19 protein-coding genes are annotated in these 24,372 nt (G+C 42.5%); 16 read left to right on the plus strand and 3 right to left on the minus strand.

Translation table 11 applies throughout. The features are described 5' to 3' along the window. The first annotated feature begins 17 nt into the window (after window positions 1–17). The 13 genes from scyC to trpD all read left to right on the plus strand — a co-directional run bounded on the left by scyC (window position 18) and on the right by trpD (window position 17,832). Window positions 18–989: a scytonemin biosynthesis cyclase/decarboxylase ScyC gene (scyC, locus tag HWQ58_RS30620; protein ID WP_292871384.1), complete on the plus strand. Its 972-nt coding sequence runs from the start codon at window positions 18–20 to the stop codon at window positions 987–989. 92 nt (window positions 990–1,081) lie between these two features. Then, the gene (locus HWQ58_RS30625) at window positions 1,082–2,416 is read left to right on the plus strand and encodes a ScyD/ScyE family protein (RefSeq protein ID WP_292871386.1); all 1,335 of its coding nucleotides are present in this window, start codon (window positions 1,082–1,084) and stop codon (window positions 2,414–2,416) included. A gap of 135 nt (window positions 2,417–2,551) precedes the next feature. After that, a complete protein-coding gene (locus HWQ58_RS30630) occupies window positions 2,552–3,928 on the plus strand; it encodes a ScyD/ScyE family protein (RefSeq protein WP_292871388.1) in 1,377 nt (458 codons plus the stop codon). Window positions 3,929–4,099: 171 nt separating this feature from the next. Then, the gene (gene scyF, locus HWQ58_RS30635; protein ID WP_292871390.1) at window positions 4,100–5,296 is read left to right on the plus strand and encodes a scytonemin biosynthesis PEP-CTERM protein ScyF; all 1,197 of its coding nucleotides are present in this window, start codon (window positions 4,100–4,102) and stop codon (window positions 5,294–5,296) included. Window positions 5,297–5,409: 113 nt separating this feature from the next. Further along, window positions 5,410–6,699, plus strand: coding sequence for a glycosyltransferase family 4 protein (locus HWQ58_RS30640; RefSeq protein WP_292871392.1), 1,290 nt, complete (start codon window positions 5,410–5,412; stop codon window positions 6,697–6,699). Window positions 6,700–6,713: 14 nt separating this feature from the next. Continuing rightward, entirely contained in the window at window positions 6,714–7,772 is a 1,059-nt protein-coding gene (gene tyrA / locus HWQ58_RS30645; protein WP_292871394.1) for a bifunctional chorismate mutase/prephenate dehydrogenase, read from the plus strand. A 37-nt stretch (window positions 7,773–7,809) separates the two neighbouring features. After that, a complete protein-coding gene (locus tag HWQ58_RS30650; protein ID WP_292871396.1) occupies window positions 7,810–9,006 on the plus strand; it encodes a 3-dehydroquinate synthase in 1,197 nt (398 codons plus the stop codon). Window positions 9,007–9,400: 394 nt separating this feature from the next. Beyond that, complete coding sequence (locus HWQ58_RS30655; protein WP_292871398.1) at window positions 9,401–11,605, plus strand: anthranilate synthase; 2,205 nt, start codon at window positions 9,401–9,403, stop codon at window positions 11,603–11,605. Window positions 11,606–11,728: 123 nt separating this feature from the next. Further along, on the plus strand, window positions 11,729–12,556 hold the full coding sequence (gene trpC / locus HWQ58_RS30660; protein WP_292871400.1) for an indole-3-glycerol phosphate synthase TrpC: 828 nt from the start codon (window positions 11,729–11,731) through the stop codon (window positions 12,554–12,556). Between the two features lie 457 nt (window positions 12,557–13,013). Beyond that, window positions 13,014–13,847, plus strand: coding sequence for a tryptophan synthase subunit alpha (gene trpA / locus HWQ58_RS30665; protein ID WP_292871402.1), 834 nt, complete (start codon window positions 13,014–13,016; stop codon window positions 13,845–13,847). 103 nt (window positions 13,848–13,950) lie between these two features. Continuing rightward, window positions 13,951–15,177 (plus strand): tyrosinase family protein, encoded by a 1,227-nt coding sequence (locus HWQ58_RS30670; RefSeq protein ID WP_292871404.1) that lies wholly within the window; start codon window positions 13,951–13,953, stop codon window positions 15,175–15,177. Window positions 15,178–15,250: 73 nt separating this feature from the next. After that, the gene (gene trpB, locus HWQ58_RS30675; RefSeq protein WP_292871406.1) at window positions 15,251–16,480 is read left to right on the plus strand and encodes a tryptophan synthase subunit beta; all 1,230 of its coding nucleotides are present in this window, start codon (window positions 15,251–15,253) and stop codon (window positions 16,478–16,480) included. A 188-nt stretch (window positions 16,481–16,668) separates the two neighbouring features. Beyond that, entirely contained in the window at window positions 16,669–17,832 is a 1,164-nt protein-coding gene (trpD, locus tag HWQ58_RS30680; protein ID WP_292871496.1) for an anthranilate phosphoribosyltransferase, read from the plus strand. A gap of 51 nt (window positions 17,833–17,883) precedes the next feature. Here trpD and HWQ58_RS30685 read toward each other — a convergent pair whose 3' ends face one another. After that, window positions 17,884–18,069, minus strand: coding sequence for a hypothetical protein (locus HWQ58_RS30685; RefSeq protein ID WP_292871408.1), 186 nt, complete (start codon window positions 18,067–18,069; stop codon window positions 17,884–17,886). A 59-nt stretch (window positions 18,070–18,128) separates the two neighbouring features. On the opposite strand from HWQ58_RS30685, the gene aroF reads away from it, so the two are divergent. Next, entirely contained in the window at window positions 18,129–19,229 is a 1,101-nt protein-coding gene (gene aroF / locus HWQ58_RS30690) for a 3-deoxy-7-phosphoheptulonate synthase (protein WP_292871410.1), read from the plus strand. Window positions 19,230–19,438: 209 nt separating this feature from the next. Here aroF and HWQ58_RS30695 read toward each other — a convergent pair whose 3' ends face one another. Beyond that, window positions 19,439–20,251 carry an SDR family oxidoreductase gene (locus HWQ58_RS30695; protein ID WP_292871412.1) on the minus strand — a complete coding sequence of 271 codons (813 nt, stop codon included), beginning with the start codon at window positions 20,249–20,251 and terminating at the stop codon, window positions 19,439–19,441. Window positions 20,252–20,459: 208 nt separating this feature from the next. Between HWQ58_RS30695 and HWQ58_RS30700 the strand changes: the two genes are divergently transcribed. Further along, window positions 20,460–21,428, plus strand: a complete 969-nt coding sequence (locus HWQ58_RS30700) for a threo-3-hydroxy-L-aspartate ammonia-lyase (protein ID WP_292871414.1) — start codon at window positions 20,460–20,462, stop codon at window positions 21,426–21,428. Window positions 21,429–21,515: 87 nt separating this feature from the next. On the opposite strand, the gene HWQ58_RS30705 is transcribed toward HWQ58_RS30700, so the two are convergent. After that, on the minus strand, window positions 21,516–22,205 hold the full coding sequence (locus tag HWQ58_RS30705) for a hypothetical protein (protein ID WP_292871416.1): 690 nt from the start codon (window positions 22,203–22,205) through the stop codon (window positions 21,516–21,518). A gap of 740 nt (window positions 22,206–22,945) precedes the next feature. On the opposite strand from HWQ58_RS30705, the gene HWQ58_RS30710 reads away from it, so the two are divergent. After that, window positions 22,946–24,253, plus strand: coding sequence for an aromatic amino acid transport family protein (locus tag HWQ58_RS30710; RefSeq protein WP_292871418.1), 1,308 nt, complete (start codon window positions 22,946–22,948; stop codon window positions 24,251–24,253). Window positions 24,254–24,372: the final 119 nt, after the last annotated feature.

The raw sequence follows: 24,372 nt of genomic DNA on the forward strand, positions 1-24,372 counted from the left end.
ATCTTAAGGAGTGAACAATGGAAAAAAATACCTTTGCTACATCAGCTTATATTGCAACTTCACCAGAGAGCGCCTTTGACTACCTTTGTAGTTTAAAAAACTTGGATGAATGGACGCTTTATAGTCGGATGAAAGAGCAAATTGACGAAGATACCTGGCTTGGAACTGCATCCGGTTATCACAAAAATCTCTATTATCACGTTAAAAAACTAGAAAATCCACTTTTCTACGGCATTGAATGGCACTGTGGATTAGAGTATCAGAAATATTTTCAGGTTTACCCTGTCTTGCTATTTCCTACAGACTATATCGAGCCAGGAACAGATGAAAAAGGTGTGTATTTTCACTGGTTGAGCTTTGTCGATCCCAAACGGCAGACTCAGATGATTATGCAGGGAATTCACACAGTACACACTTCCGAGTGTCGTTCTCTCAAAGGTAATTTGGAACGTAAAGCTGGTCTGACCGCAGCAGCTAAAGGAAGCCACTTTATCGATACAGATACCATTTATGTTGATGCCCCAATTGAAATTGGCATTGAATACTTAAAGGACTTAAAAAATGTAGATGAGTGGGCACATTTACTGCGACCAAATGGTGATATTACTTCTGATTCCGGTGAATTCAAAGATGAATATGACCAAAAAGTAAAAGTGTCTGTGCGAGTTCATAGTCTGAGTAAATACTACTTACTTGAACAAGAACATTTTTATCCAGACTACGAATATTATCAGCGTTCTGTAGCCTTACTTATCCCAACTGCATACTCTTTCGCCGATCCCGAAGCTTCAGGTTTCATCCTGCATCGAATTACATTCTGGAAAACAGATGGAACAGTTAGTCACGGCAAACTTCAAATTGAAGACTTTGGTGCTGAGAGCATGAACATCAAACGTTTACTCGAAGCCAAAGCAGGCAACCTCAAATCATTTGACCGAGGAATGAGCTATCTACCAAAAACTCCAGAATCACTAGTTACCAACTACTAAAATCTCGGCGTTACTCTGCGCTTCCCTCAGCGTTCTCTGCATTTAAAATTCACCCCTCAATTCCCCACGATTGATTACTTGTATTGCAACACATGAAACTCAAGTCACTTACTATTACTATCCTCACTTTTTGTGTTGCCGCTTTTTCGGGAATGAAAGCTGCGTCAGCCGCATCCTTTTCAGTAATCGCCGACGGTCTATATAATGCCGGTGGTCTGAGCTTTGGCCCTGATGGCGATCTCTATGTTACAGAAGCAGGAATCGGGGGAAGTGGAGCTTGTGTTCCACCAGCAAGCGGTCAAGGTGATTCTTTATGCTATGGCACAAGTGGGGCAGTTACCAAAATTGAGAATGGTAAAACCGAGCGCATACTTACAGGACTTCCTTCTATAGCATTACCAGATGGTACTGGAGCCGGTGGCCCTCGTGATATCCAATTTGATCCCAAAGGTAAACCTTATGTTCTGATTGGGTATGGGGCTAATCCAGCCTTTCGCGATCGCAATTTAGGTTACACTGACCTCGGTAAAATCATTGCTCCCGACTTTAAGACCAATTCCTGGACGAGTGTTGCAGATTTAGCTAACTATGAACTCGCCAATAATCCCGATGGTGGTGATGTCGGTAGCAATCCCTTGGGTTTTGTAATAGATGGTAATAAATTGGTTGCAGCTGATGCAGGCGCAAACGACTTACTCCGTTTTAATACTGTTAGTAATAATTTGCAGGCGATAGTTGCGTTTCCCCAAGACATATTAACTAATCCCATCTTTCCACCTTCTGATACCCCATCCAATGAACCTGCACAAGTGCCATCTCAAGATGAAGTAGTGCGATCGCCTACGGCGGGGCTTCTCCTGTCGGAGACGCTCCGCGAACGCCCATCGCAGTTTGCAACTCAACCAGTACCCTCAAGTGCGGCAAAAGGGCCTGATGGCGCTTATTACGTCAGCCAATTTACCGGGTTTCCTTTCGCTGAAGGTGGGGCAAAAATCTATCGAGTCGGTGCTGATGGAACACCAACAGTCTTTGCCGATGGTTTTACCCAACTCACAGACTTGCAATTTGATTCTGCGGGCAATTTATATGCTTTGCAGTACGCCAATCAGTCAGCGTGGAAGGGTAATTTTGATGGTTCTGTAATCAAAATAGCTCCCAATGGCACACGCACAATTCTTCTGAGTGGCAATGGATTAGAGTCGCCTAGCGCCCTGACTATTGGTTCTGATGGTGCAGTATACGTCACCAACCGAGGCGATCGCCCAGGACTTGGACAAGTTCTCAAAATTGAGAATACCAAGTCTATTCCTGAACCTGATTCTGCTTTAGGCGTATTAGCGATCGCTGCCTTGGGCGTTGGTTGGTTGCACAAGAAGAAAGAGCTAGCTACCAAACCTCCCATAAATACAGTCGTGGCGCTCAAATAAAGAGTTTCAAACCAATATCAGTGCCTCTCAATAAAGGCATTATTTACCCTGCGTTTTTTAAGGACTAAGATTCTTTGTCTTTAAAACCATAAAAGTTTCCACAAACAAATTACTTAACTCTCAATCTCCAAAGGTATGAAACTCAAGTCATTTGCTCTTACATCTGTTACATTTTGTTTTACCGCTATTTGTGGAACACTATCTGCACAAGCTGCAACATTAACAACTATTGTCGATGGAATCAGTAATGCACGGGGTGCTAGCTTTGGCCCTGACCGCAGTCTCTACGTAGCAGAGCCAGGTATCGGCGGAAACGGAAATTGCCAACCATCTCCGAGTACGCTGTTTCAGCCTATCTGTGCTGGTAATAGCGGTTCATTGGTCAAAGTTTCACCAAACGGTACCAAACAGCGTCTACTTAATAACTTTCAGTCTCTAGCAGAACAACCTAGTGGCAACCAAGGCGCTGGTATTCAAGACATACAATTCGACTCTAAAGGGAATGCTTATCTGCTGACTGGCTTTGCTGGTTATCCAGGAAACCGCGATCTAGCAACACTTAACCTTGGTTCGCAATCCGCACTCCCACCACAGCAACTTGCGACTTTCCCGCCATCAACACCCGATAAAGTTTTGAATACACCGCTTTTAGCACAACTTTACCAAGTTGACTTGAACACAGGATCTCTCAACAGTATTTTTGACTTTGCCAAAAATGAAATCACCAAAAATCCAGACAAAGGGGATGTAGTTACCAATCCCTATGACCTGACTGTTAGTGGTGATAGTGCTTATGTCGTTGACGGGGGCGGGAACACTGCTTACAAAATTAAACTTGATGGAAGCAAGTCAGAGGCGATCCCAATTCCTAAAAACATCATTAGTGACTCCGACTTGCCACCAGGATTACAATTACCTCCTGGGCTATTAGAGCAGCTTCCAGGAGGAAAAACAGCAATTCAATCAGTACCCACAGGTGGCGCAATTGGCCCCGATGGAGCTTTATACGTTGGTGAATATACAGGTTTTCCTTATCCAGAAGGTAAATCACGGATTTTCCGCATTGGTGACGATCTCAAACCAGAAGTTTTTCTGGATGGCTTTACGCACATCACCGACCTAACCTTTGATGACAAAGGCGATTTGCTGGTTTTACAGTTCAGCGACACCTCCCAATTAGGCGGTGACATCACAAATCTACCTGGTTCTCTTATCCAAGTTGCTCCTGACGGCACTCGTACAACACTCGTTGCAGCAGGTCAAGGGCTAGATTCGGCTGATGGAATTGATATTGGTCCTGATGGCAAGATTTATATTACAAATCGCGGTGTTGGCCCAGGACTAGGAGAGGTTGTTCGGGTGGATGGTATCGTTACAGAAAAAATCCCCGAACCTGGTTCAGTAGTTGGCTTATTAGCACTTGCTGGTGTAGGCGCAACTACTGCTTTCGCCAAGCGCAAACGCCAAGAAAAGTTGGGCGAAGAGTTGCTAACCAAAGCAGAGACTGTCTAATTTCTGTTTACCTGGTGTCAGGTAAAGTTTATAGAATAGGCTGCTGCCTCATAGAGAAAGTTGCATTTCCAACAAGAGGCAGCAGCCCAAATTTCAGAGTTCCCGAACTGGGACTGGGAACAAAATTAGTCTAGGAACGAGTATACCTCATACAACCAGGACTTCAAACTCATGGGATTAGTCAAAAATTTATCAATCGGCATTCTCGGTACTGGATTCATGGTGTTGGCAACAGCAGCCCAAGCCAAGGCTGTAACATTAACTTACGACAGAAGTATCGGCGAACCTGGCTTCGGTTCTGGGCAACTGTTTGTTCCCCAAGGCATAGCGGTGGATAGCCAAGGGAATACCCTTATATCTAACGGACGCGGTGTTAACCCGGATGGTACTCCTAACTACAACCTCGGTGACAAAATTGAAAAATTTAGTCCAAGCGGTCAGTATATTGGAGCAATTGGCTCAGGCGGCACAGGACCCGGACAGTTTGACGAGCCAACAACTGTAGACTTTAATCCCATAACAGGGGATTTGTATGCAGGTGATGTTTACAACAACCGTATCAATCAATTCGATTCTCAGGGTAACTTTATTAGATCCTTTGCAAACGGAGATTTTACCCCTCGCGTAAATGATAGGATTTTCTTTGGACCATCTGGTGTAACATTTGACAAAACTGGCAACGTTTACGTAGGTGATTTTAACGGCGAAAGAATCCTTAAATTCACACCTGACGGACAGCAAATTGGTGTCATTGGTGGCACTCTGGGCACTGCACTTGGAGAAACTCAAGGTGTAGCAGGTGTAAGAATTTCCCCAGTCAGTGGAAATATCTTTCTAGCTGACCAGTATAACAACCGCGTTCAAGTACTCGATCCAAATGGTAAACCTCTGTACGCATTTGGTTCAGCAGGTAGCGGGCCTGGACAGCTTCTTCAGCCAATTGGCATCGAAGTGGACGACCAAGAGAATGTTTATGTAGCTGATTCTATCAACAGCCGCGTTCAGGTATTTGATAAAAACGGTAACTTCTTGACTTCCTACGGTCAACCAGCCCTAGATGCATCAGGCAACCCAGTTCCGCCTCCAGGATTAACTGACCCCCCATTTGGCAATCCCCTCGACCTTACACCAGGCAGATTTAACTGGACGGGTGGCACAGCCCTCAAAGATGGCAAGCTTTATGTGGGCGATTTCTTCCAAGGTCGCGTTCAAGTGTTAAACGTAGAAGGCACAAGGAAAGTACCGGAACCTAGTTCAGCATTGGGTTTAGCATTGCTTGGATTTGGGGCTGCTACCGTTAGATTGCGGAAACGTGGGCAACAAAAGCCAGTCTTCAGTTTAGAGAAAGAACTGCAAAAACAGTGCTGAGTTCTGATGCTTGAGTAACAGTGCAGTAGTGTGTCAAGTTGAAATTAATAGGTAAACAAGTTCGTAGTAAGGACTAAAGTCCTTACTACAAATCTTCAAAACATTAACGGTTAATGCACATTCTGATTTATTCATACAACTATCATCCAGAACCAATTGGTATTGCACCTTTGATGACTGAACTAGCAGAAGGGCTGGTGAAGCGAGGGCACCAAGTGCGGGTAATCACAGGTATGCCTAACTATCCTCAGCGTCAGATTTACGATCGCTATCGGGGTAAGTTATACGTTACTGAAAAGAAAAATGGTGTCAAAATTCAGCGTAGTTACCTGCGGATTAAGTCTAAACCTAACCTTGTAGATCGGCTACTGCTAGAGTTGAGCTTTGTCTTTACAAGTTTGCCACAAGCTCTCAAGGGTGAGCGACCTGATTTAATTCTCTTAACAGTGCCACCGTTACTCGTTTGCTTACCTGCAACCTTAATAAGTTGGCTATACAACTGTCCAGTAGTCCTGAATGTGCAAGATATCCTCCCAGAAGCTGCTGTGCGTGTTGGGCTAATTAAAAATAAGTTGATGATTCTCGCTTTAGAAGCTTTAGAAAAATTTGCCTACCGAAATGCACATACCATTAGTGTGATTGCTGATGGCTTTGTGGATAATTTAATAAATAAAGGTGTACCTGTTAATAAAATTGCCTGCATTCCAAATTGGGTAAATCTAAATTTTATCCGCCCTTTACCAAAAAAGAATAACTATTGGAGAGCTACCCATCAACTCGATGGTAAATTTGTAGTGCTTTATTCAGGTAATATTGCTCTCACGCAAGGTTTGGAGACAGTAATAGAAGCAGCAGCTTGCTTGCGCCATATTAATGATATTGTCTTTGTCGTAGCCGGCGAATCCCAAGCTCTCGAAAGGTTGCAAAAACATTGTCTTGCTTGTGGTGCAGATAACGTATTGCTTTTACCATTGCAACCGCGAGAAAAACTACCGCAAATGTTAGCAGCTGCTGACGTCGGGTTGATTGTGCAAAAGTGCAATGTGATTTCTTTCAATATGCCTTCTAAAATACCATTGTTGTTAGCCAGTGGTCGCCCAATTGTAGGTTCAGTTCCCGCCACTGGTACTGCTGCCAAAGCTATTCGAGAAAGTGGCGGCGGTATTATCGTTAAGCCAGAGTCAGCAGATGCTTTAGCCACTGCGGTATTGGATTTATATAATCAGCCGGAACTAGCAGCAAAATTAGGGCGTGAAGGAAGAAAGTTTGCGGTAGAAAACTATTCCTTTGAGCAAACGCTAGATCGGTATGAAGAGTTATTTTCTAATATGATTGCCAAAAGAGCAACAACTTTGGATATGTTGCCAAAATTGAGTTCTCAGGAATCAATTGTTGATATTTGAAAATTGGAAGAAAAATGCCTTTGAAATCCTCTTATTCAGATCGGCTGAAAAAAACTGATGAAAGGTTGATTGCCTTATTGAGCGATCGCATATCATTATTAGCAGCATCAGAACAACCTTCTTTAGATGAACAATTGGCTGATGTCGCTCCCCTACTCGCCCAAGCTGGTATTCCTGAGTCTGTTTGGACAGGTGTAGTAAATAGTTGTTATACTACTCTAATTCCTAAATCTGCAACAAATCATGTCAGTCCCCGAAAAATTACGATCGTCGGTGGATGCGGCAGGATGGGAAGATTATTTAAAGAGCAACTTTCGTTAGTTGGTAACAATGTTAGCGTTCTAGAACATGAAGATTGGAAATACGCAGATCAACTGTTAAGTCAGGCAGAATTAGTATTAGTAAGTGTTCCTATTGAACATACAGTTGATGTTATCAAGCGTGCAGCTAAATACCTCGCCCCAACCACCGCTTTGTGTGACATCACGAGTATTAAAGTACAGCCAACTCAGGCGATGCTCGAACACCATTCCGGGCCAGTCATGGGTTTACATCCAATGTTTGGGCCAAATATAAAATCGTTTTTTGGACAAAAAGTAGTGGTGTGTCCAGGTCGAAACGATGATTCATTTCAATGGTTTTTAGACATTTTTAAAATCCAAGGAGCCGAGTTAGTTGCTTGCACGCCTGAAGAACACGATCGGATGATGGTGATTATTCAAGCAACCCAACATTTCTGTAGATTTAGTCTTGGCGTTTTCTTAGCAGAAGCAAAAATTGACATAGAGCAGAGTTTAACAATGTCAACTCCTAACTATCGTCAAGAAATTGATATTGTTAAACGTTTGTTTTACCAAAACCCTCACTTATGTGTGGATATTATGCTAGCTACAGAAGAAAGGTGTGATGCAATTAGCTTTTTAGCTGATACTTACAGCAGTTTGGCAAGACTGGTAGCGATGAAAGATAGAGACGCATTAATTCAAGAATTTGAAAAGGCTCAAAGCTTTTTTGAAGATAAAATCAACACTTTTCTACAACCTTTAAACACAACTGCTAAAGCGGCTATTTAACGAGATTTTCAACCAAAGATGCACATAAATAAAAAATATGATAGTTGACATCAAGCAAAAAAGTAGATTAATTCATCAACGTGTTTCGGTTACTTTCGACTACGAAGTTTACTTCACCCAAAATTTATTTGAGTTGAAAAATCCCACACTAGCGCAAGTGATTGCAGCAGATGGGGAGACTAAGCCGAAAAAAGTAGTTGCAGTGGTAGACGCAGGAATATTAAAGTATCAACCTGAATTGGTGAAGCAATTAGTCGCGTATACCAAGTTTTATGGAGAGGTACTAGCGATCGCAGCCCAACCGATGATAATTTCGGGAGGAGAAGCTGCTAAAAACGATCACACTTTAGTAGAGCAAATCCAGCAACTAATTGAAGCTGCCGGATTATGTCGTCACTCCTACATATTAGCGATCGGGGGCGGGGCGGTGTTGGATTTGGTAGGATATGCAGCTGCAACTGCTCACCGAGGAATTCGCCTAATTCGGGTGCCAACAACAGTGTTAGCGCAAAATGATTCTGGGGTTGGCGTCAAAAACGGCATCAACGCTTTTGGTAAAAAGAATTTTCTCGGCACATTTGCGCCACCTTATGCAGTTATAAATGACTCTGCGTTCTTGACAACTCTAGACGCTCGCGATTGGCGTTCTGGAATCGCAGAAGCAATCAAAGTGGCGTTGATTAAGGATGCTAGCTTTTTTGATTTTATCCACTCTCACACCGCAGCTTTGAGGCGGCGAGATATGGATACTATGCAACAGGTTATCTATCGTTGCGCTCAGTTGCATTTAGAACATATTGCCAATGGCGGCGATCCTTTTGAAATGGGTTCGTCTCGTCCCCTGGATTTTGGACATTGGGCGGCTCATAAGCTGGAGCATTTGACAAATTATCGCTTGCGTCATGGCGAAGCAGTTGCGATCGGTATTGCTTTGGATAGCACTTACTCTTATTTAGCAGGATTGCTAGATTGTTCGGAGTGGCAACGGATATTAAATACTTTATTGGCTTTGGGTTTTACGTTGTATGTGTCAGAACTAGCTAAGAAATTATCACAATTGGAAGATCCTCATTGTTTGTTTTGGGGTTTGACTGAATTTCGCGAACATTTGGGGGGAGAGTTAACTTTAACACTCTTACAAAGGATTGGAAAAAGTATTGAGGTTCATGAGGTGAATTTGTCTTTGTATAAGCAAGCAATTTCGCTGTTGCAAGAGGCGAAGGGGAATTTTTAAATCCATAGGCGCTTCCTTCGCCTTCCCGTAGGGTAGGTACGCTGAGGGAAGCGCAAAAAAACGCAGAGGTTTTATCAGATTATTTATTACTTTTGGGGGAGGTAGAGATTTTTAAATCGGATTGTTGGTAAATGTATTAAAAAAGCAGTATAAAAAGCGAATAAATTGACATCCAATCGAAAAATTATTCAATGTATTGTTTGCTTGACATCTAGTATTCTTAAATAAGAAGCAAAAAGTTTTTTATTACATTTTTTAGAAATCATACAATAATTAAAATAAGTTGACTTAGATTGACAGCATATTATCTAATGCTACTACTTTAAAAATAACTACTAATAATCAATTGCTGCTTATTGATGATTGACTAATAACTATTTCAGAGAAATTACTCATGATTTTTGATTCCCGTTCTTACAAAACTCTTAGCGGTGTAAGTGTTTCTCGCTCCATCACTGAAGTTAAGATGGACACTGCCCTCGAAGATATTCTGTTCCATTTAAATTCTCAGCGTGGAGGGTTGCTAAGGAGTAGCTACGAATATCCAGGCAGATATAAAAGATGGGCGATCGGATTTGTTAATCCACCGCTAGAATTGACTACGCAGGATAATGCTTTCACTTTGATAGCATTGAATGAACGCGGTCAAGTGCTTTTGCCATTCCTTTTAGAGAGACTATCCCAGTCAGAACAGCTCGAGAACGTCACCCAAGAAAATAACAATATCGTCGGCTTTATTAAAGCTACAAAAGAATTATTTCCTGAAGAAGAACGTAGTAAACAGCCTTCATCATTTACAGTTGTCCGCGAAATTCTATATACTTTCTCTAGTCAAGAAGATGAGCATTTAGGCTTGTATGGTGCGTTTGGTTATGACTTAGTTTTTCAGTTTGAACCAATTGCCCAACACTTGGAGCGTCCTACAGATCAACGCGATTTGGTGCTTTATTTGCCAGATGAATTGATTGTTGTTGACTACTATCAGCAACGTGCATTTCGTCTACAATATGATTTTCAAACAGCGCACGGCAGCACCAAGAATCTTCCTAGAACAGGTGAGTCTGTTGATTATCGCGGTAAACATCTTCTACCAAATCAAACTGCTGACCACAAAGTAGGCGAATATGCCAAAAAAGTTGAGATTGCACTCGATTATTTCCGCAGAGGCGATTTATTTGAAGTTGTTCCTAGTCAAAACTTTTTTGAAGGCTATGAAGATGAACCCAGCAAACTATTTAACACTTTAAAGGAAATAAATCCTAGTCCTTATGGGTTTATTTTTAATTTAGGTGGCGAATATCTGATTGGTGCATCTCCAGAAATGTTTGTGCGGGTTGAAGGTAGGCGGGTAGAAACTTGTCCCATTAGTGGCACTATTAGCCGGGGACAAGATGCTCTTGACGATGCGGTGCAAATTCGTCAGTTACTCAACTCTCATAAAGATGAAGCTGAGTTGACCATGTGTACTGATGTCGATCGCAATGACAAATCCCGAATTTGCGAACCTGGTTCAGTACGAGTCATTGGTCGTCGCCAAATTGAATTATACAGCCACCTGATACATACAGTAGATCATGTTGAGGGTACTCTGCGATCGCAATTTGATGCCTTAGATGCCTTTCTTTCGCATACATGGGCAGTTACAGTCACCGGCGCACCCAAAAGGGCAGCAATAGACTTTATTGAACGGCACGAAAAGAGCGCCCGACGTTGGTATGGTGGAGCAGTCGGCTATTTAAATTTCAACGGTAATTTAAATACTGGCTTAATTCTGCGGACAATCCGCTTAAAAGATTGCATCGCCGAAGTGCGAGTCGGGGCTACTGTCCTTTATGACTCCATACCCCAAGCAGAAGAACAAGAAACAATTACTAAAGGCGCTGCGTTATTTGAAACGATTCGGCGTGTAAAGCAAACGAGTCAGAAAATTGATGAGTCCGGTTCTCTGAAATTAAGTAAACACGTCCCAGGTGTAAAATCTGGCAAGCGCATCTTATTAATAGACTACGAAGACTCATTTGTTCATACCTTAGCCAATTACATTCGCCAAACTGGTGCAAGCGTTACCACACTGCGTCATGGTTTCTCAGAATCGCTATTCGATACAGAACGCCCTGACTTAGTTGTTTTATCTCCTGGGCCTGGTAGACCAAGTGATTTTAGGGTTTCCGAGACTGTCGGCGCCCTTCTGCATCGCCAAATTCCTATTTTCGGAGTTTGTTTAGGATTGCAAGGCATTGTTGAAGCTTTTGATGGCGAGTTGGGAGTTCTCAACTATCCTCAACATGGTAAATCTTCACGGATTTTCGTCACCGATTCCAATTCTGTCACCTTCAAAAACTTACCCGAATCCTTTGCAGTCGGTAGATATCACTCATTGTTTGCCCTACCGCAACGTTTGCCAAAAGAACTGAAAGTAACAGCAATTTCTGATGACGACGTAATTATGGGCATTGAACATCAGACACTTCCCATCGCCGCCGTTCAGTTTCATCCAGAATCAATCATGACTTTAGGTGGAGAAGTCGGTTTGGAAATCATTAAAAATGTGGTGCGTGCATATACGCAGGTCGAAGATTCATTAGTCATTAGTCATTGAGCATTGGGCATTGGGCATTGGGCATTGGGCATTGGTTATTAATTATTCTCCTCTGCTCCCCCTGCTCCCCTTGCTCCCTGCTCCCTGCTCCCCCTGCTCCTATTCCCTGCTACCTAACAGCTTATGACTAATCAAGTTGTCACTTCCCGCCATATTCTTGAAGACATTGTGTCGCACAAAAAGCAAGAAGTTGCAAAAATGCAGCAAGAACTGCCTTTAGCCTCCTTGCGACAACAGTTAAATGTAGCCCCAACTGTGCGAAATTTCTTGACTGCTTTGCAGAAAAATGCCAACCAACCTAGTTTAATTGCCGAGGTAAAAAAAGCATCACCTAGCCGGGGGATTATCCGCGCAGATTTTGACCCAGTAGCTGTTGCTCAAGCTTATGAACGAGGCGGTGCAGCTTGTTTATCAGTGCTGACTGACGAAAAGTTCTTTCAGGGCGGTTTTGATAATCTGCGGAATGTACGTCAACAAGTTGCATTACCCTTACTGTGCAAGGAGTTTATCATTGACCGCTATCAAATTTATTTAGCACGGACAGCAGGCGCAGATGCGGTATTGTTAATTGCGGCTATTTTATCAGATCGAGAACTCCAAGATTTTTTGCGAGTAATTCACGATTTGGGCATGATTGCACTAGTAGAAGTCCATACCTTGGCTGAACTGGATCGAGTGCTAAAGCTTGATAACCTAAGTTTAGTAGGAATCAACAATCGCAATTTAGAAGATTTTACTCTTGATTTAGGAACAACACAGCAACTCTTGGCAGAGCGTCAACAACAATTACAAAGTTTAGATATCACCGTCGTCAGCGAGTCTGGACTATATACACCTGCTGATTTATCTCTTGTCGCTGAGGCTGGTGCGCGTGCGGTTTTGATTGGAGAGTCTTTAGTTAAACAAAGCGATGTAGAACAAGCTGTGCGTGAGATTTTGAGCCTTTCTTAAATCTGTTACCTAATTACTAAAATCTGTAATCTAAAAAAATGAAGCTCTGATACTCGTTAATGGAGTTCAAAGACTCATTAATGGAGATAAAAGCCTCATTCACGAGTATCAAAGACTCGTTAATGGAGATAAAAGCCTCATTCACGAGTATCAAAGACTCATTAATGGAGCTAAAAGCCTCATTCACGAGTATCAAAGACTCATTAATGGAGCTAAAAGACTTATTCACAAGTATCAAAGACTCATTAATGGAGCTAAAAGCCTCATTCACGAGTATCAAAGACTCATTAATGGAGCTAAAAGACTTATTCACAAGTATCAAAGACTCATTAATGGAGCTAAAAGCCTCATTCACGAGTATCAAAGACTCATTAACAAAAAATTTAGCATAGGCATCACTAATTGCTAAGTGTTAATTATTCCAAAACTATTAACCAATCATTAACTATTTTTCAGCATGATTTCTATCTCCGATTCCTTTCAAACTTTACGCGATCGCCAACAGTGTGCTTTAATCCCTTTTATCACAGCAGGCGATCCTAACTTAGAAACCACCGCCGAAGCTTTACGTATCTTAGATCGCAACGGTGCTGACTTCATCGAGTTGGGCATTCCCTACTCCGATCCTCTCGCAGATGGGCCTGTGATTCAAGCAGCAGCAACCCGCGCTTTGCAAAAAGGCACGAAATTAGAGCAAGTGCTAGAGATGTTGCACATAGTGATTCCTAGCTTAAAAGCGCCGATAATTTTATTTACTTATTACAATCCCATTTTGTACCGGGGTATTAAGTCGTTTTTGGCGCAAATTGCCGTTGCTGGGGTGCAAGGGTTAGTAGTACCAGACTTACCCTTAGAAGAAGCAGAAGAATTAATCCAAACTGCTGCATCTTTCGGAATTGAGGTAATTTTACTCGTAGCTCCTACCAGTTCTCAAGATAGAATTGAAGCGATCGCTCGTCAATCTCAGGGTTTTATCTACTTGGTAAGTGTTACAGGCGTTACAGGTATCCGCACTCAAATCCAAAACCGCGTAGAACATTTAATTACAGATTTGCGAAGCGTCACCAATAAACCCATCGGCGTTGGTTTTGGCATCTCCGCACCAGAACAAGCACATCAAGTCATGGAATGGGGAGCAGACGCAGTGATTGTTGGTAGCGCCTTTGTCAAACGTTTAGCTGAAGGTAGCCCAACTGAAGGATTGCAAGCTGTAGAAGAATTTTGTCGAGAACTTAAAACAGCCATTACAGAAAGTCGGCGCGAAAGTCCATCTCTTCAAGAGGTGCGATAAATTTACTTGCAAATTTAGGGAGTAGGGAATAAGCAATCAGTATCAATTATTTCTCTTTCTTTCCCCCGCCCCCTGCCCCCTGCCCTCTGCCTCGATTAAGACAATGAAATCTCTGCTGAAATTTGTCAAAATATTAATCTATAGCGTACTTCTAGTTAGTACCTGTGCGCTTACAGTCTTCGCTCACGATCGCATTGACCATAGACAATACAAATACCATTGGAATCATAATTTTCCAGGACAATACGCTCACTTAGCTGTAAGGAAGAACGTAACTGACCTGACACCAGCAGAGAAAACAGCCTTCGTAAAGGCTATCAAAACCTTAAAAACTGTCATACCCGCAGGTAGCAAGCTCAGTATTTACGACCAATTCGTTGCCATACATCTAGGGGCAACACGGTTAATTCATAACCATAAAGGACATTCCGATGGTTCCGTCCAAGAACTTGCTCATGAAAATGCCGCATTTTTCCCTTGGCATCGAGAATATATCCGCAGATTTGAACAAGCTTTGCAAGCAGTAGACCCAACTGTGACTCTGCCATACTGGGATTGGACAGATGCCAAAGCACTTGATGTAATTTTTAACGATGACTTTCTTGGTTCTAACGGTCAAGGAATAACCATCAAAATTCCAAATCAGGGGAATTTTACAGGTGGCGCTGTGCCTGGGGCTTTCTCTGCTGCAAATGGCTGGGTTATGAATCCAGCATTAAATATTGACCCAGATACCCAAACATCATTAGGCACATCACTTGTCCGCTTTCTAAAACTACCTCCGGCCAGTGATTATCCTGTGCCCAAAAAAGATGTTGAGCGTGCCCTGAGTCTTAATAACTATTCTCTATTTCGCCCTGCTTTGGAAGGATTTATCTCTGTAGATGAGCAGGGTAAAGTCACCCCTGGAGGATTCATCCACAACTACATTCATGGTTTAGTCGGTGGGGTACAGATAGACGCAAGCACAAAACCCATAAAGTTTAAGGGTCTGGGTACTATGAGCAATATACCAAGTTCGCCTTATGACCCAGTATTTTGGTTGCATCATGCCAACGCAGACCGCCTCTGGGCTGAATGGCAAGAGAACGGTCATCAAGGTAGCGATTTTTATCCTGCTGATGGTGGTCAGCCTTATGGACACAATCTTAAAGACTTTATGTGGCCTTGGGACGGCGGTATGTCTACCCCCAAAGCTACGGCGTTAGGAGATTTATTATCCCTATTACCAAATTTTAACTCTGACGATTTGGTGCGCCCTATAGACGTTTTAGATCACCGGAAACTGGGCTATACCTACCAAACCTGGGAATGGAAAACGCAAAGATAATTCAACAGTGGCATAAGTTCTAAAAAGTTAGAACGAAAGTAAAAAATACTTGAACATAAAAGGATTTTAACCTGTGGTAAGCATACAAAACATCAAAACTGCAACTGTGCAACCAGATTCTTTGGGCAGGTTTGGAAAATTCGGCGGTAAATATGTCCCGGAAACCTTAATGCCTGCATTAAGTGAATTGGAAGCGGCGTATAAACAATATTGCAATGAGCCGGGTTTTCAAGCAGAACTGCAAAACTTAATGCGTGATTATGTAGGACGACCCAGCCCATTATATTTTGCTGAACGCCTGACAGCAAATTACGCTAGACCAGATGGCACGGGAGTGCAAATTTATTTAAAGCGCGAAGATTTAAATCATACAGGCGCTCACAAAATTAATAATGCTTTGGCTCAAGTGTTACTCGCTAAACGCATGGGTAAGCAACGCGTTATTGCCGAGACAGGTGCAGGACAACACGGCGTAGCGACTGCAACTGTATGTGCGCGATTTGGTTTGAAATGTGTGATTTACATGGGCGTCCAGGATATGGAACGCCAAGCCCTGAATGTGTTTCGCATGAAATTAATGGGTGCAGAAGTTCGACCAGTGGAAGCAGGTACAGGAACTCTCAAAGATGCGACTTCGGAAGCAATTCGGGATTGGGTGACGAATGTAGAAACAACTCATTACATCCTGGGTTCTGTTGCTGGGCCTCATCCCTACCCGATGATTGTGCGTGACTTCCACGCGGTAATTGGTGTAGAAACTCGCGCTCAATGCCAAGAAAAATGGGGAGGACTACCAGATATTTTACTGGCTTGCGTAGGTGGAGGTTCCAACGCGATCGGCTTATTCAATGAGTTTGTGCATGAACCTTCGGTGCGCCTAATCGGAGTGGAAGCTGCGGGTGAAGGTGTAAACACAGAAAAACACGCTGCTACCTTGACAAAAGGAAAAATAGGTGTATTGCACGGTGCAATGAGCTATTTACTGCAAGATGATGACGGTCAAGTAATCGAAGCCCATTCAATTAGTGCCGGATTGGATTATCCCGGTGTTGGGCCTGAGCATAGTTATTTAATGGATCTTGGTCGCGCTGAGTATTACAGTGTTACCGATAAACAGGCTTTAGATGCATTTCAAAGACTTTCGCAACTAGAAGGGATTATCCCAGCCTTAGAAACGGCTCATGCGATCGCTTATCTAGATACTCTTTGTCCCCAGTTAACAGGCAATCTCCGCATCGTCATCAATTGTTCTGGCAGAGGTGACAAAGATGTGCAAACTGTCGCCAAAGTCCTTCTTCCTTAATTTTCTCTTTTTGTCATTTGTCATTTGTCCTTCGTAAATGACCAATGACCAATACAACTTTTGGAGAGGCTGCACCAACGGCTTCTGTACGAGGGGCTGTTCGCGTTCTCTCAGTACAAGTAACCGATAACCAATGACAAATGACCAATGACTTTTGACTTTTGACTTCCCCGAAGGGGCTGACCAATATGATAGCTGTAACTCAAACTCCACCTGAAAACATCTCCACCCCTCCTGATCTCTACAACTGGCCAGCTTTATTGCAACAGTTGCTGAATCGGCAATCGTTGACGGTTTCCCAAGCTGCGGATTTGATGCAGGGTTGGCTCACAGATGCCATTCCCCAAGCGCTATCAGGAGCGATTTTAGCTGCAATTCAAGCTAAAAGCGTATCTGCACAAGAATTAGTTGGCATGGCCACCGTCTTACAATCCCAAAGGATAGGGACTAGGGACTGGGGATTAGGGACTGGGCAAGAGTTTTCCCAATCCCCAGTACCCAGTACCCAATCCCCAATACCCAGTACCCAGTCCCCAGTCCCCCTAATTGACACCTGTGGAACTGGTGGAGATGGCGCTTCAACTTTTAATATTTCTACTGCTGTCGCCTTTGTTGCCGCAGCCGCAGGGGTAAAGGTTGCCAAACATGGCAATCGTTCGGCATCTAGCAAGACTGGTTCGGCTGATGTGTTGGAAGCTTTGGGTATAAACCTCAACGCCACTCCTGAAAAAGTACAAGCCGCAGTTGGCGAAGTTGGAATCACCTTTTTGTTTGCTCCTGGCTGGCATCCTGCACTAAAAGCGATCGCTACTTTGCGAAAAACTTTGAAAGTGCGGACTGTTTTTAACTTGCTCGGCCCGCTAGTAAATCCGATGCGACCGACGGGGCAAATTATTGGTGTGAATGACCCGCTTTTACTAGAAGAGATTGCTCAAGCCTTATCCCAACTGGGATGTCAGCAAGCGATCGCCCTCCACGGACGGGAACGTTTAGATGAAGCTGGTTTGGCAGATGTCACTGACTTGGCTGTACTCCAGGATAAAAAAGTGCGTTCTCTAACCCTCAATCCTCAAGAACTTGGTTTGAGTTTTGCACCAACTGCGGCGTTGTGCGGTGGAGATGTCCAAGAAAATGCCCAAATCTTGAAGGCAGTTTTGCAAGGTAAAGGCACGCAAGCGCAGCAGGATGTAGTCGCTTTAAATACAGCCTTGGCCCTGCAAGTTGGTGAAGCAATTCATGGAGAAACTGATGTTTTAGCAGGTTGTGTTAAAGGTATTGCCCTTGCCAAGGAAATTCTGCAAAGCGGCGCAGCTTGGACAAAACTAGAACAACTCGCAGAATTTTTGCGCTAGACGAACCTCTCCTACGAGGAGCTACGGTGTACACGCAAGTCTTCTAATGCCTTACACCTTAACCTGCAATCTTAATGCATCGACCTGCAATCTTAATGCATCAACCCGCAATCTTAATGCATCGACCTGCAATGTAAATGCATCGACCTGCAATCTTAATGCATCAACCCGCAATCTTAATGCATCGACCTGCAATGTAAATGCATCGACCTGCAATCTTAATGCATCAACCCGCAATCTTAATGCATCGACCTGTAAAGATTAGCCCACCCAAACTTATACACAAGGAAAAATAGATGATTATCATACTTAAGAGCGGTACACCTGTTGAAGAAATTACTCGCATCAGCCAAGAACTGAGTGAAACTTGGGGAGTGACAGTAGAAAAAAGTGTTGGCACTCATAAAGTTGTGCTGGGGCTAATTGGTGATACCACTAGCATCGATAAATTACAGGTTCAAGAGTTCAGCCCTTGGATTGAGCAAGTATTACGAGTGCAACAACCTTTCAAGCGGGTAAGCCGAGAATTCCGACATGGAGAAGCCAGCGAGGTTGTTGTACCGACACCTAACGGTGATGTCTATTTTGGCGAACATCATCCGATTGTGGTGGTAGCTGGACCTTGTTCTGTGGAAAATGAAGCGATGATTGTCGAAACGGCAAAGCGCGTGAAGGCAGCTGGAGCGCAGTTTCTGCGTGGCGGAGCCTACAAACCTCGTACTTCACCCTATGCGTTTCAAGGTTATGGTGAAAGCGCTTTAGATTTGTTAGCAGCAGCGCGGGAAGCTACTGGTTTGGGTATCGTCACAGAACTGATGGATGCTGCCGATTTATCAGCAGTAGCGAGAACAGCTGACATCATCCAAATCGGAGCTAGGAATATGCACAACTTTTCGTTGCTGAAAAAGGTAGGCGCTCAAGATAAACCAGTGCTGCTGAAGCGGGGGATGTCTGCCACAATTGACGAATGGCTGATGGCAGCAGAATATATTTTGGCATCTGGAAATCCGAATGTAATTCTTTGTGAGCGGGGAATCAGAACCTTTGATGGTAAATATGCCCGCAATACTTTAGATTTATCGGTGCTTCCTGTATTGCGATCGCTGACCCATTTACCAATTATGATTGATCCCAGTCATGGTACGGGTAGGTCTGAATATGTTCCATCGATGGCAATGGCTGCGATCGCCGCTGGTACAGATTCTTTGATGATTGAAGTTCACCCCAATCCAGCAAAAGCTTTATCTGACGGTCCCCAATCTCTTACCCCTGATAAATTTGACCGCTTGGTTCAAGAAATGTCAATTCTGGGCAAAGTAGTCGATCGTTGGCCTACACCTGCATTTGATCGCATTGGTGAAAGCCAAATTCTCCTCACACCAGAACTTTCAAAGTAGATAGACTATAAACCAATACAGTTCAGAATGAGCAACAAAACCCTGATTGTAGAGACCCGATTTATCGCGTCTTAAAAGACCAATTATCTACACCCAAGCGTATTGGACTATAAACCGATTTTTTGCAAATGGTTAAACCCGATCGACAGATTCTTTCATCTGAAAAATCCGTTGGTCGGGTTTTCTTGAAAAGAGTATAAAATCTCGAACTACCTATTTCTTTTAAGTTCGTGCATACTTCTGACAACCTTTGTGACTAAATTTCTGGGCGTAAATCTAACGCTTTCAGTCAATATCTTATTTCTCATTCCAGGAACAACAACAGTTTTGTTTTTCATTAAGCTCCGATAACCAATCCTAGCGACGGTTTCTGTATCCATCATTCTGTTAACGCTAGCAATCTTTGAATCTTCCATTGCAGCATTTTGTTGGAATTTTGATGCTGTTGGCCCTGGACAAAGAACAGTCACGCTAACACCTGTACCCTCTAATTCATTAGCGATCGCTTCTGAAAATGATAATACATAGGCTTTAGTAGCAAAATAAACTGCCATTAAAGGCCCTGGTTGAAAAGCAGCCGCTGAGGCCACATTTAATATTTTTCCATAGTTTTGTTCGACCATATCTTTGAGGAACAATTTAGTTAAATGAGTCAGGCTGACCATATTTACCTGAAGCATTTTCAGTTCAATGTTGAGGTCTGTTTCGCTAAATACTCCATAAGTACCAAAGCCAGCATTGTTAACTAGCACATCAATCTTGATGGATGCTTGCTGTAGTTCTGTAAAAATTTCTTCTGGAGATGTAGCAATAGATAAATCCTTAACAAAAATTTTGACGGAAATGCCAAATTTTTGCGGAAATTCATCTATAATTTCAGTAAGTTTTTGTTCATTTTTATCTACTAACACAAGATTATAACTATGACGAGCAAAAATCTGGGTTAATTGATAGCCTATCCCACTAGCCGCTCCTGTAATTAGGGCAGTTTTTTTTTGCCGACTTTCAGATGTTTTATTCATGCTAAAAAAATGGCGAACGTGAATTAATTAATTTAAGTTTTATAAATTTAGCTACAGCAATATATAATGTTCGCTGTAGCTATTTCTATGCAGACAAGAAATGATGCTATCCACCTGAAAGGAGTATGCTGCAATCAAGCATAGTAAACGCAAATATAAAAAACTGTATCTATATAAACAAGAGCAAGAATATTTAATATCGTCATCAATGGCACAATATCATTCCGTTAATATAACTGACGTGCAAGCAGCACAAGAACGAATTTTGGGGATTGCCCACCGCACACCCGTGCTGACTTCTAAAATCGTTAACGATCGCACCCATAGCCAAGTATTCTTTAAATGCGAAAACTTTCAACGCACGGGGGCATTTAAATTTAGAGGCGCGTACAATGCCCTAGCCCAACTATCGATAGCAGAAAAACAAACAGGTGTTCTCACCTATTCATCGGGTAATCATGCCCAAGCGATCGCTTTAGCTGGACAATTACTAAATATTCCTACCACTATTGTCATGCCTGATGATGCACCTGTTGTCAAACAAACTGCTACTCGTGGTTATGGCGCAGAGATAATTTTGTACAATCGCCAAGAAACAAACCGGGAAGAATTAGCTCAAAATTTAGCATATAATCGCTCTTTGACACTCATTCCCCCTTACGATCATCCCCATGTAATCGCCGGACAGGGAACAACTGCTTTAGAACTGATCCAAGAAGTTGGTGAATTGGACAAATTATTAGTTTGTTGTGGCGGTGGCGGATTACTTTCAGGGTGTGCGATCGCAGCCAAAGCACTTTTACCCAATTGTAAAGTAATCGGGGTAGAACCAGCCCTTGCCGACGATGCTACCCGCTCCTTTCACACCAAAACCCTACAAACTGTTAAAAATCCTCATACCATCGCCGATGGTGCGCGGACTCCTAGCCTTGGTAAAATTACTTTCCCTTTAGTGCTGGATTACGTTGATGATATGGTGACAGTATCGGAAGAAGCGATTCTTCGCACCATGTTTTTCTTGTGGGAACGTCTGAAAATTGTCGTTGAACCCACTGGGGTATTAGCTGCTGCTGCTTTACTCGAAGGTGTGGTGACAGCACCAGAGGCAAGAATTGGTATCATCATTAGTGGTGGAAATGTAGATTTGGCGCAAGTTGGTAAATTATTTTCTCTGTAGGATTGTAATTAAAAACATTGTTTCCAGGTTCATTATGTATAGTTCTGTCGTGAATTTGATAGGCGGGGCTTCTAAATAGTCCCATATTTAATTGATTATCCTGGATAAAGAACTTTTTTTATAGCGTCGGCTAATTACTAAACTTGCTCCAATTAAACCGATACCAATTAAACTTGTAGTCGCCGTTGGTTCTGGAACCTTTTGAGGAGTTTGCAAGGTGAAATTCAGTTTAGCTAAACCTTGAGAAGGGGTTCCAGAGGTATTAAGTTGGTCTTGTTCAGTAAAAGTGATTGTGCCTGTAGCATTTTGGAATAAACCTGTTCCCCCAAAGATGGTAATAGTACCACCACCTTTGATAAAGCCTTCGGCAAAATTAACTTCAGCACTGTCACTTGCTTTGCCAAATAATTCATTAGCACCACCATAATACCTGTCAGAAAATGCAAGTTCGTCCTCTAAACCAAACACGCTTGGGTTGGAGTTAAAGGTATATTTATTAATTGATGGATTTTCAATAGGCTCAAGTTTGCCATAGTCATCACTAAGAAAGAAATCCAACCCATAAGGAGCAGGTTTGGTACTTTCACCTTTGATAGTTGCTCTAATAATTCCTAAGTCTGGTCTGAAGGTTGGGTCAAAAGTGACAAATGTATTGTAGTCAACACTAAACGTATAATTATTATAATTATCTTGTGCTTTTGCACTTTGCATATTTGAGCCTAAACTGACTATAGTTAAGGTCGCAGTAATCAGCCAACCTATACGTGAACCAAACATAGTTGTCCTTTTTTGACTAAAATAACAAAGTTAGCTAATGTAAAAATTAGGTTTAACTTTTAAAAAAATATAAGTATTTTATGGTGGGTAATACCCTGAAAACCTTGAGATGGTGGGTATTGCCACCCTACGAGCAAGTTACAAAGTATAGATTTACTTGATAAATAGCCTTTAATATTGATTAAACAAATTTTATACAATGTTAGTTAATACACTTTGTTAATAACTCTTAAAAAGAAGTATAAATTTATTTATTTACGACTTCAATGATTTATTTGTTGATCTTGAATGAATTATTTTTATATTTAGTTGCATAAAATATTAGATAAATGGTGATAAGAGGGTGTTTGAAAAGTTTTGAGGAGTCAACTTTTATGCCAGTCACCTCACTATAAGACGAATCATGGGAAGGCAGATAAAGGTTTCTGATGTTTCGGGCAATAACTTATAGTCTCTGACGAATCGACGACACTCCATCAGCTTTCTCATAAGTGTGCTCGACTACAAGGGAGTTTTTTTTTGAGCAACACAAATACCTTGGTTTGCTCTGGTCGCAGAACCACTGTACAATCCAACGGCACTCATTCTATCACCCACTGCATGAACGGCTCACAGTCATTGCCGCCATCAACGAGCGAGGGTTTTAAAACGAGATACCGATCAGGGTTTTCGTAAAGAATATTTACATATTATTGACATGTGTTAATATTAACTTTTTAGTTTAAGTGCGGATATTCACTATGGTTCCCATAAAGACTGTTCTCAAAGATTCAGAGCAAGTCACTCGGTTGTTTTCTCATCTCGAATTTGATGGAAAAAAACTCAATCATCAACCAGGTAGTGTATTGGGAAGTACTGCATTGATTGCAGGAACCACTGTTGGGGCTGGGATTCTCGCTCTACCAGCCGTTACCCTGCCATCTGGTATTGTGCCATCCACATCTGGACTAATTGCTGTTTGGCTCTACGCTTTGGTGTCAGGGTTATTGGTTGCAGAAGTTACTTTAAACACGATGCGAACCCAAGGGCATCCGAGTATAGGTTTTTTGGGAGTTGTTGAGAAAATCCTTGGTAAGCTGGGAGCGCGAATTGCTGGTGGTGTATATTTATTCATGCACTATGCTCTGTTGGTGGCATACATCACCGAAGGCGGAGAGATTCTAAGAGCGGCGGCGGCAAAAGTCTGGGGTATGCAGATATTGCCTACATGGGTGGGTACAATGGCTTTCACGCTTTTATTTGGTGGGATTATGTATCTTGGGCGAGAAAAATTTATTGAGAAATTAAACAGCGCCTTTGTCGGAATTGTAATTGTTTCCTTTTTAGGACTATTATTTCTGGGAGGAAGGCATATTCAGAGTACCCAACTATTATTTCAAAACTGGAGTGCACTCGGCAGTGCCATTTCAGTGATGTCTGTAGCGCTGTTTTTCCAAAACGTTGTGCCGCTAATTGTGACACAACTCGAAGGGGATACCCGCAAAATTCGTCAGTCCATCTTTATTGGTTCTGTGATTCCTCTAATTATGTTCTTGGCGTGGAATGCCGTAATTTTAGGAAGTGTCAGTCCCGATATGCTACATAGCACTTCTGATGGTACAAGTGTTTTCGATCCACTACAAATTCTCCGAGGAGGTGGTGCGGGGCAATGGTTAGGAGTTTTAGTATCCATTTTTTCAGAGTTTGCGATCGTCACATCATTCATTGGGTTTGTGTACGGGTTGCTGGATTTGTTTAAAGATATTTTCCTGCCTACACAGTGGCGACTTTCTAGCCGCTTACCTCTCTATTCGCTGGTTCTTTTCCCTCCCATGACTCTCGGAACGCTCAACCCCAGCATCTTTTTTACTGCCCTAGATTACACTGGAACATTTAGTATTTCAGTTCTAGGTGGAATTATTCCGGCATTAATGAGTTGGAAGCAACGTCAAGAACAAGAAAACTCAGATAGCACATATCAAACACTTGTTCCTGGCAAAAAGGTGACACTCATTGCGATCGTTGGAGTGGCATTAGCCATTATGGGAAGACAAATTCTGTCAATTTAGACAAAGTCAAGCCAACTATAAAAGTTTGGATGTATTATAAAATAATGTATTTGTAGTATAAACATGCCAACTACAATCAAACCGCAACGCGAGAGTCATTAGTTATTGAGAGACCACCC

This window comes from Nostoc sp. LPT (genome assembly GCF_017115165.1).
Classification (GTDB): Bacteria; Cyanobacteriota; Cyanobacteriia; order Cyanobacteriales; family Nostocaceae; genus Nostoc.

Excerpts from the sequence above, each read along its gene's own strand:
- scyC (WP_292871384.1), top strand. The coding sequence starts at position 18 with ATGGAAAAAAATACCTTTGCTACATCAGCTTATATTGCAACTTCACCA.
- HWQ58_RS30625 (WP_292871386.1), top strand. The coding sequence starts at position 1,082 with ATGAAACTCAAGTCACTTACTATTACTATCCTCACTTTTTGTGTTGCC.
- HWQ58_RS30630 (WP_292871388.1), top strand. The coding sequence starts at position 2,552 with ATGAAACTCAAGTCATTTGCTCTTACATCTGTTACATTTTGTTTTACC.
- scyF (WP_292871390.1), top strand. The coding sequence starts at position 4,100 with ATGGGATTAGTCAAAAATTTATCAATCGGCATTCTCGGTACTGGATTC.
- HWQ58_RS30640 (WP_292871392.1), top strand. The coding sequence starts at position 5,410 with ATGCACATTCTGATTTATTCATACAACTATCATCCAGAACCAATTGGT.
- tyrA (WP_292871394.1), top strand. The coding sequence starts at position 6,714 with ATGCCTTTGAAATCCTCTTATTCAGATCGGCTGAAAAAAACTGATGAA.
- HWQ58_RS30650 (WP_292871396.1), top strand. The coding sequence starts at position 7,810 with ATGATAGTTGACATCAAGCAAAAAAGTAGATTAATTCATCAACGTGTT.
- HWQ58_RS30655 (WP_292871398.1), top strand. The coding sequence starts at position 9,401 with ATGATTTTTGATTCCCGTTCTTACAAAACTCTTAGCGGTGTAAGTGTT.
- trpC (WP_292871400.1), top strand. The coding sequence starts at position 11,729 with ATGACTAATCAAGTTGTCACTTCCCGCCATATTCTTGAAGACATTGTG.
- trpA (WP_292871402.1), top strand. The coding sequence starts at position 13,014 with ATGATTTCTATCTCCGATTCCTTTCAAACTTTACGCGATCGCCAACAG.
- HWQ58_RS30670 (WP_292871404.1), top strand. The coding sequence starts at position 13,951 with ATGAAATCTCTGCTGAAATTTGTCAAAATATTAATCTATAGCGTACTT.
- trpD (WP_292871496.1), top strand. The coding sequence starts at position 16,669 with ATGATAGCTGTAACTCAAACTCCACCTGAAAACATCTCCACCCCTCCT.
- aroF (WP_292871410.1), top strand. The coding sequence starts at position 18,129 with ATGATTATCATACTTAAGAGCGGTACACCTGTTGAAGAAATTACTCGC.
- HWQ58_RS30695 (WP_292871412.1), bottom strand. The coding sequence starts at position 20,251 with ATGAATAAAACATCTGAAAGTCGGCAAAAAAAAACTGCCCTAATTACA.
- HWQ58_RS30700 (WP_292871414.1), top strand. The coding sequence starts at position 20,460 with ATGGCACAATATCATTCCGTTAATATAACTGACGTGCAAGCAGCACAA.
- HWQ58_RS30705 (WP_292871416.1), bottom strand. The coding sequence starts at position 22,205 with ATGTTTGGTTCACGTATAGGTTGGCTGATTACTGCGACCTTAACTATA.
- HWQ58_RS30710 (WP_292871418.1), top strand. The coding sequence starts at position 22,946 with ATGGTTCCCATAAAGACTGTTCTCAAAGATTCAGAGCAAGTCACTCGG.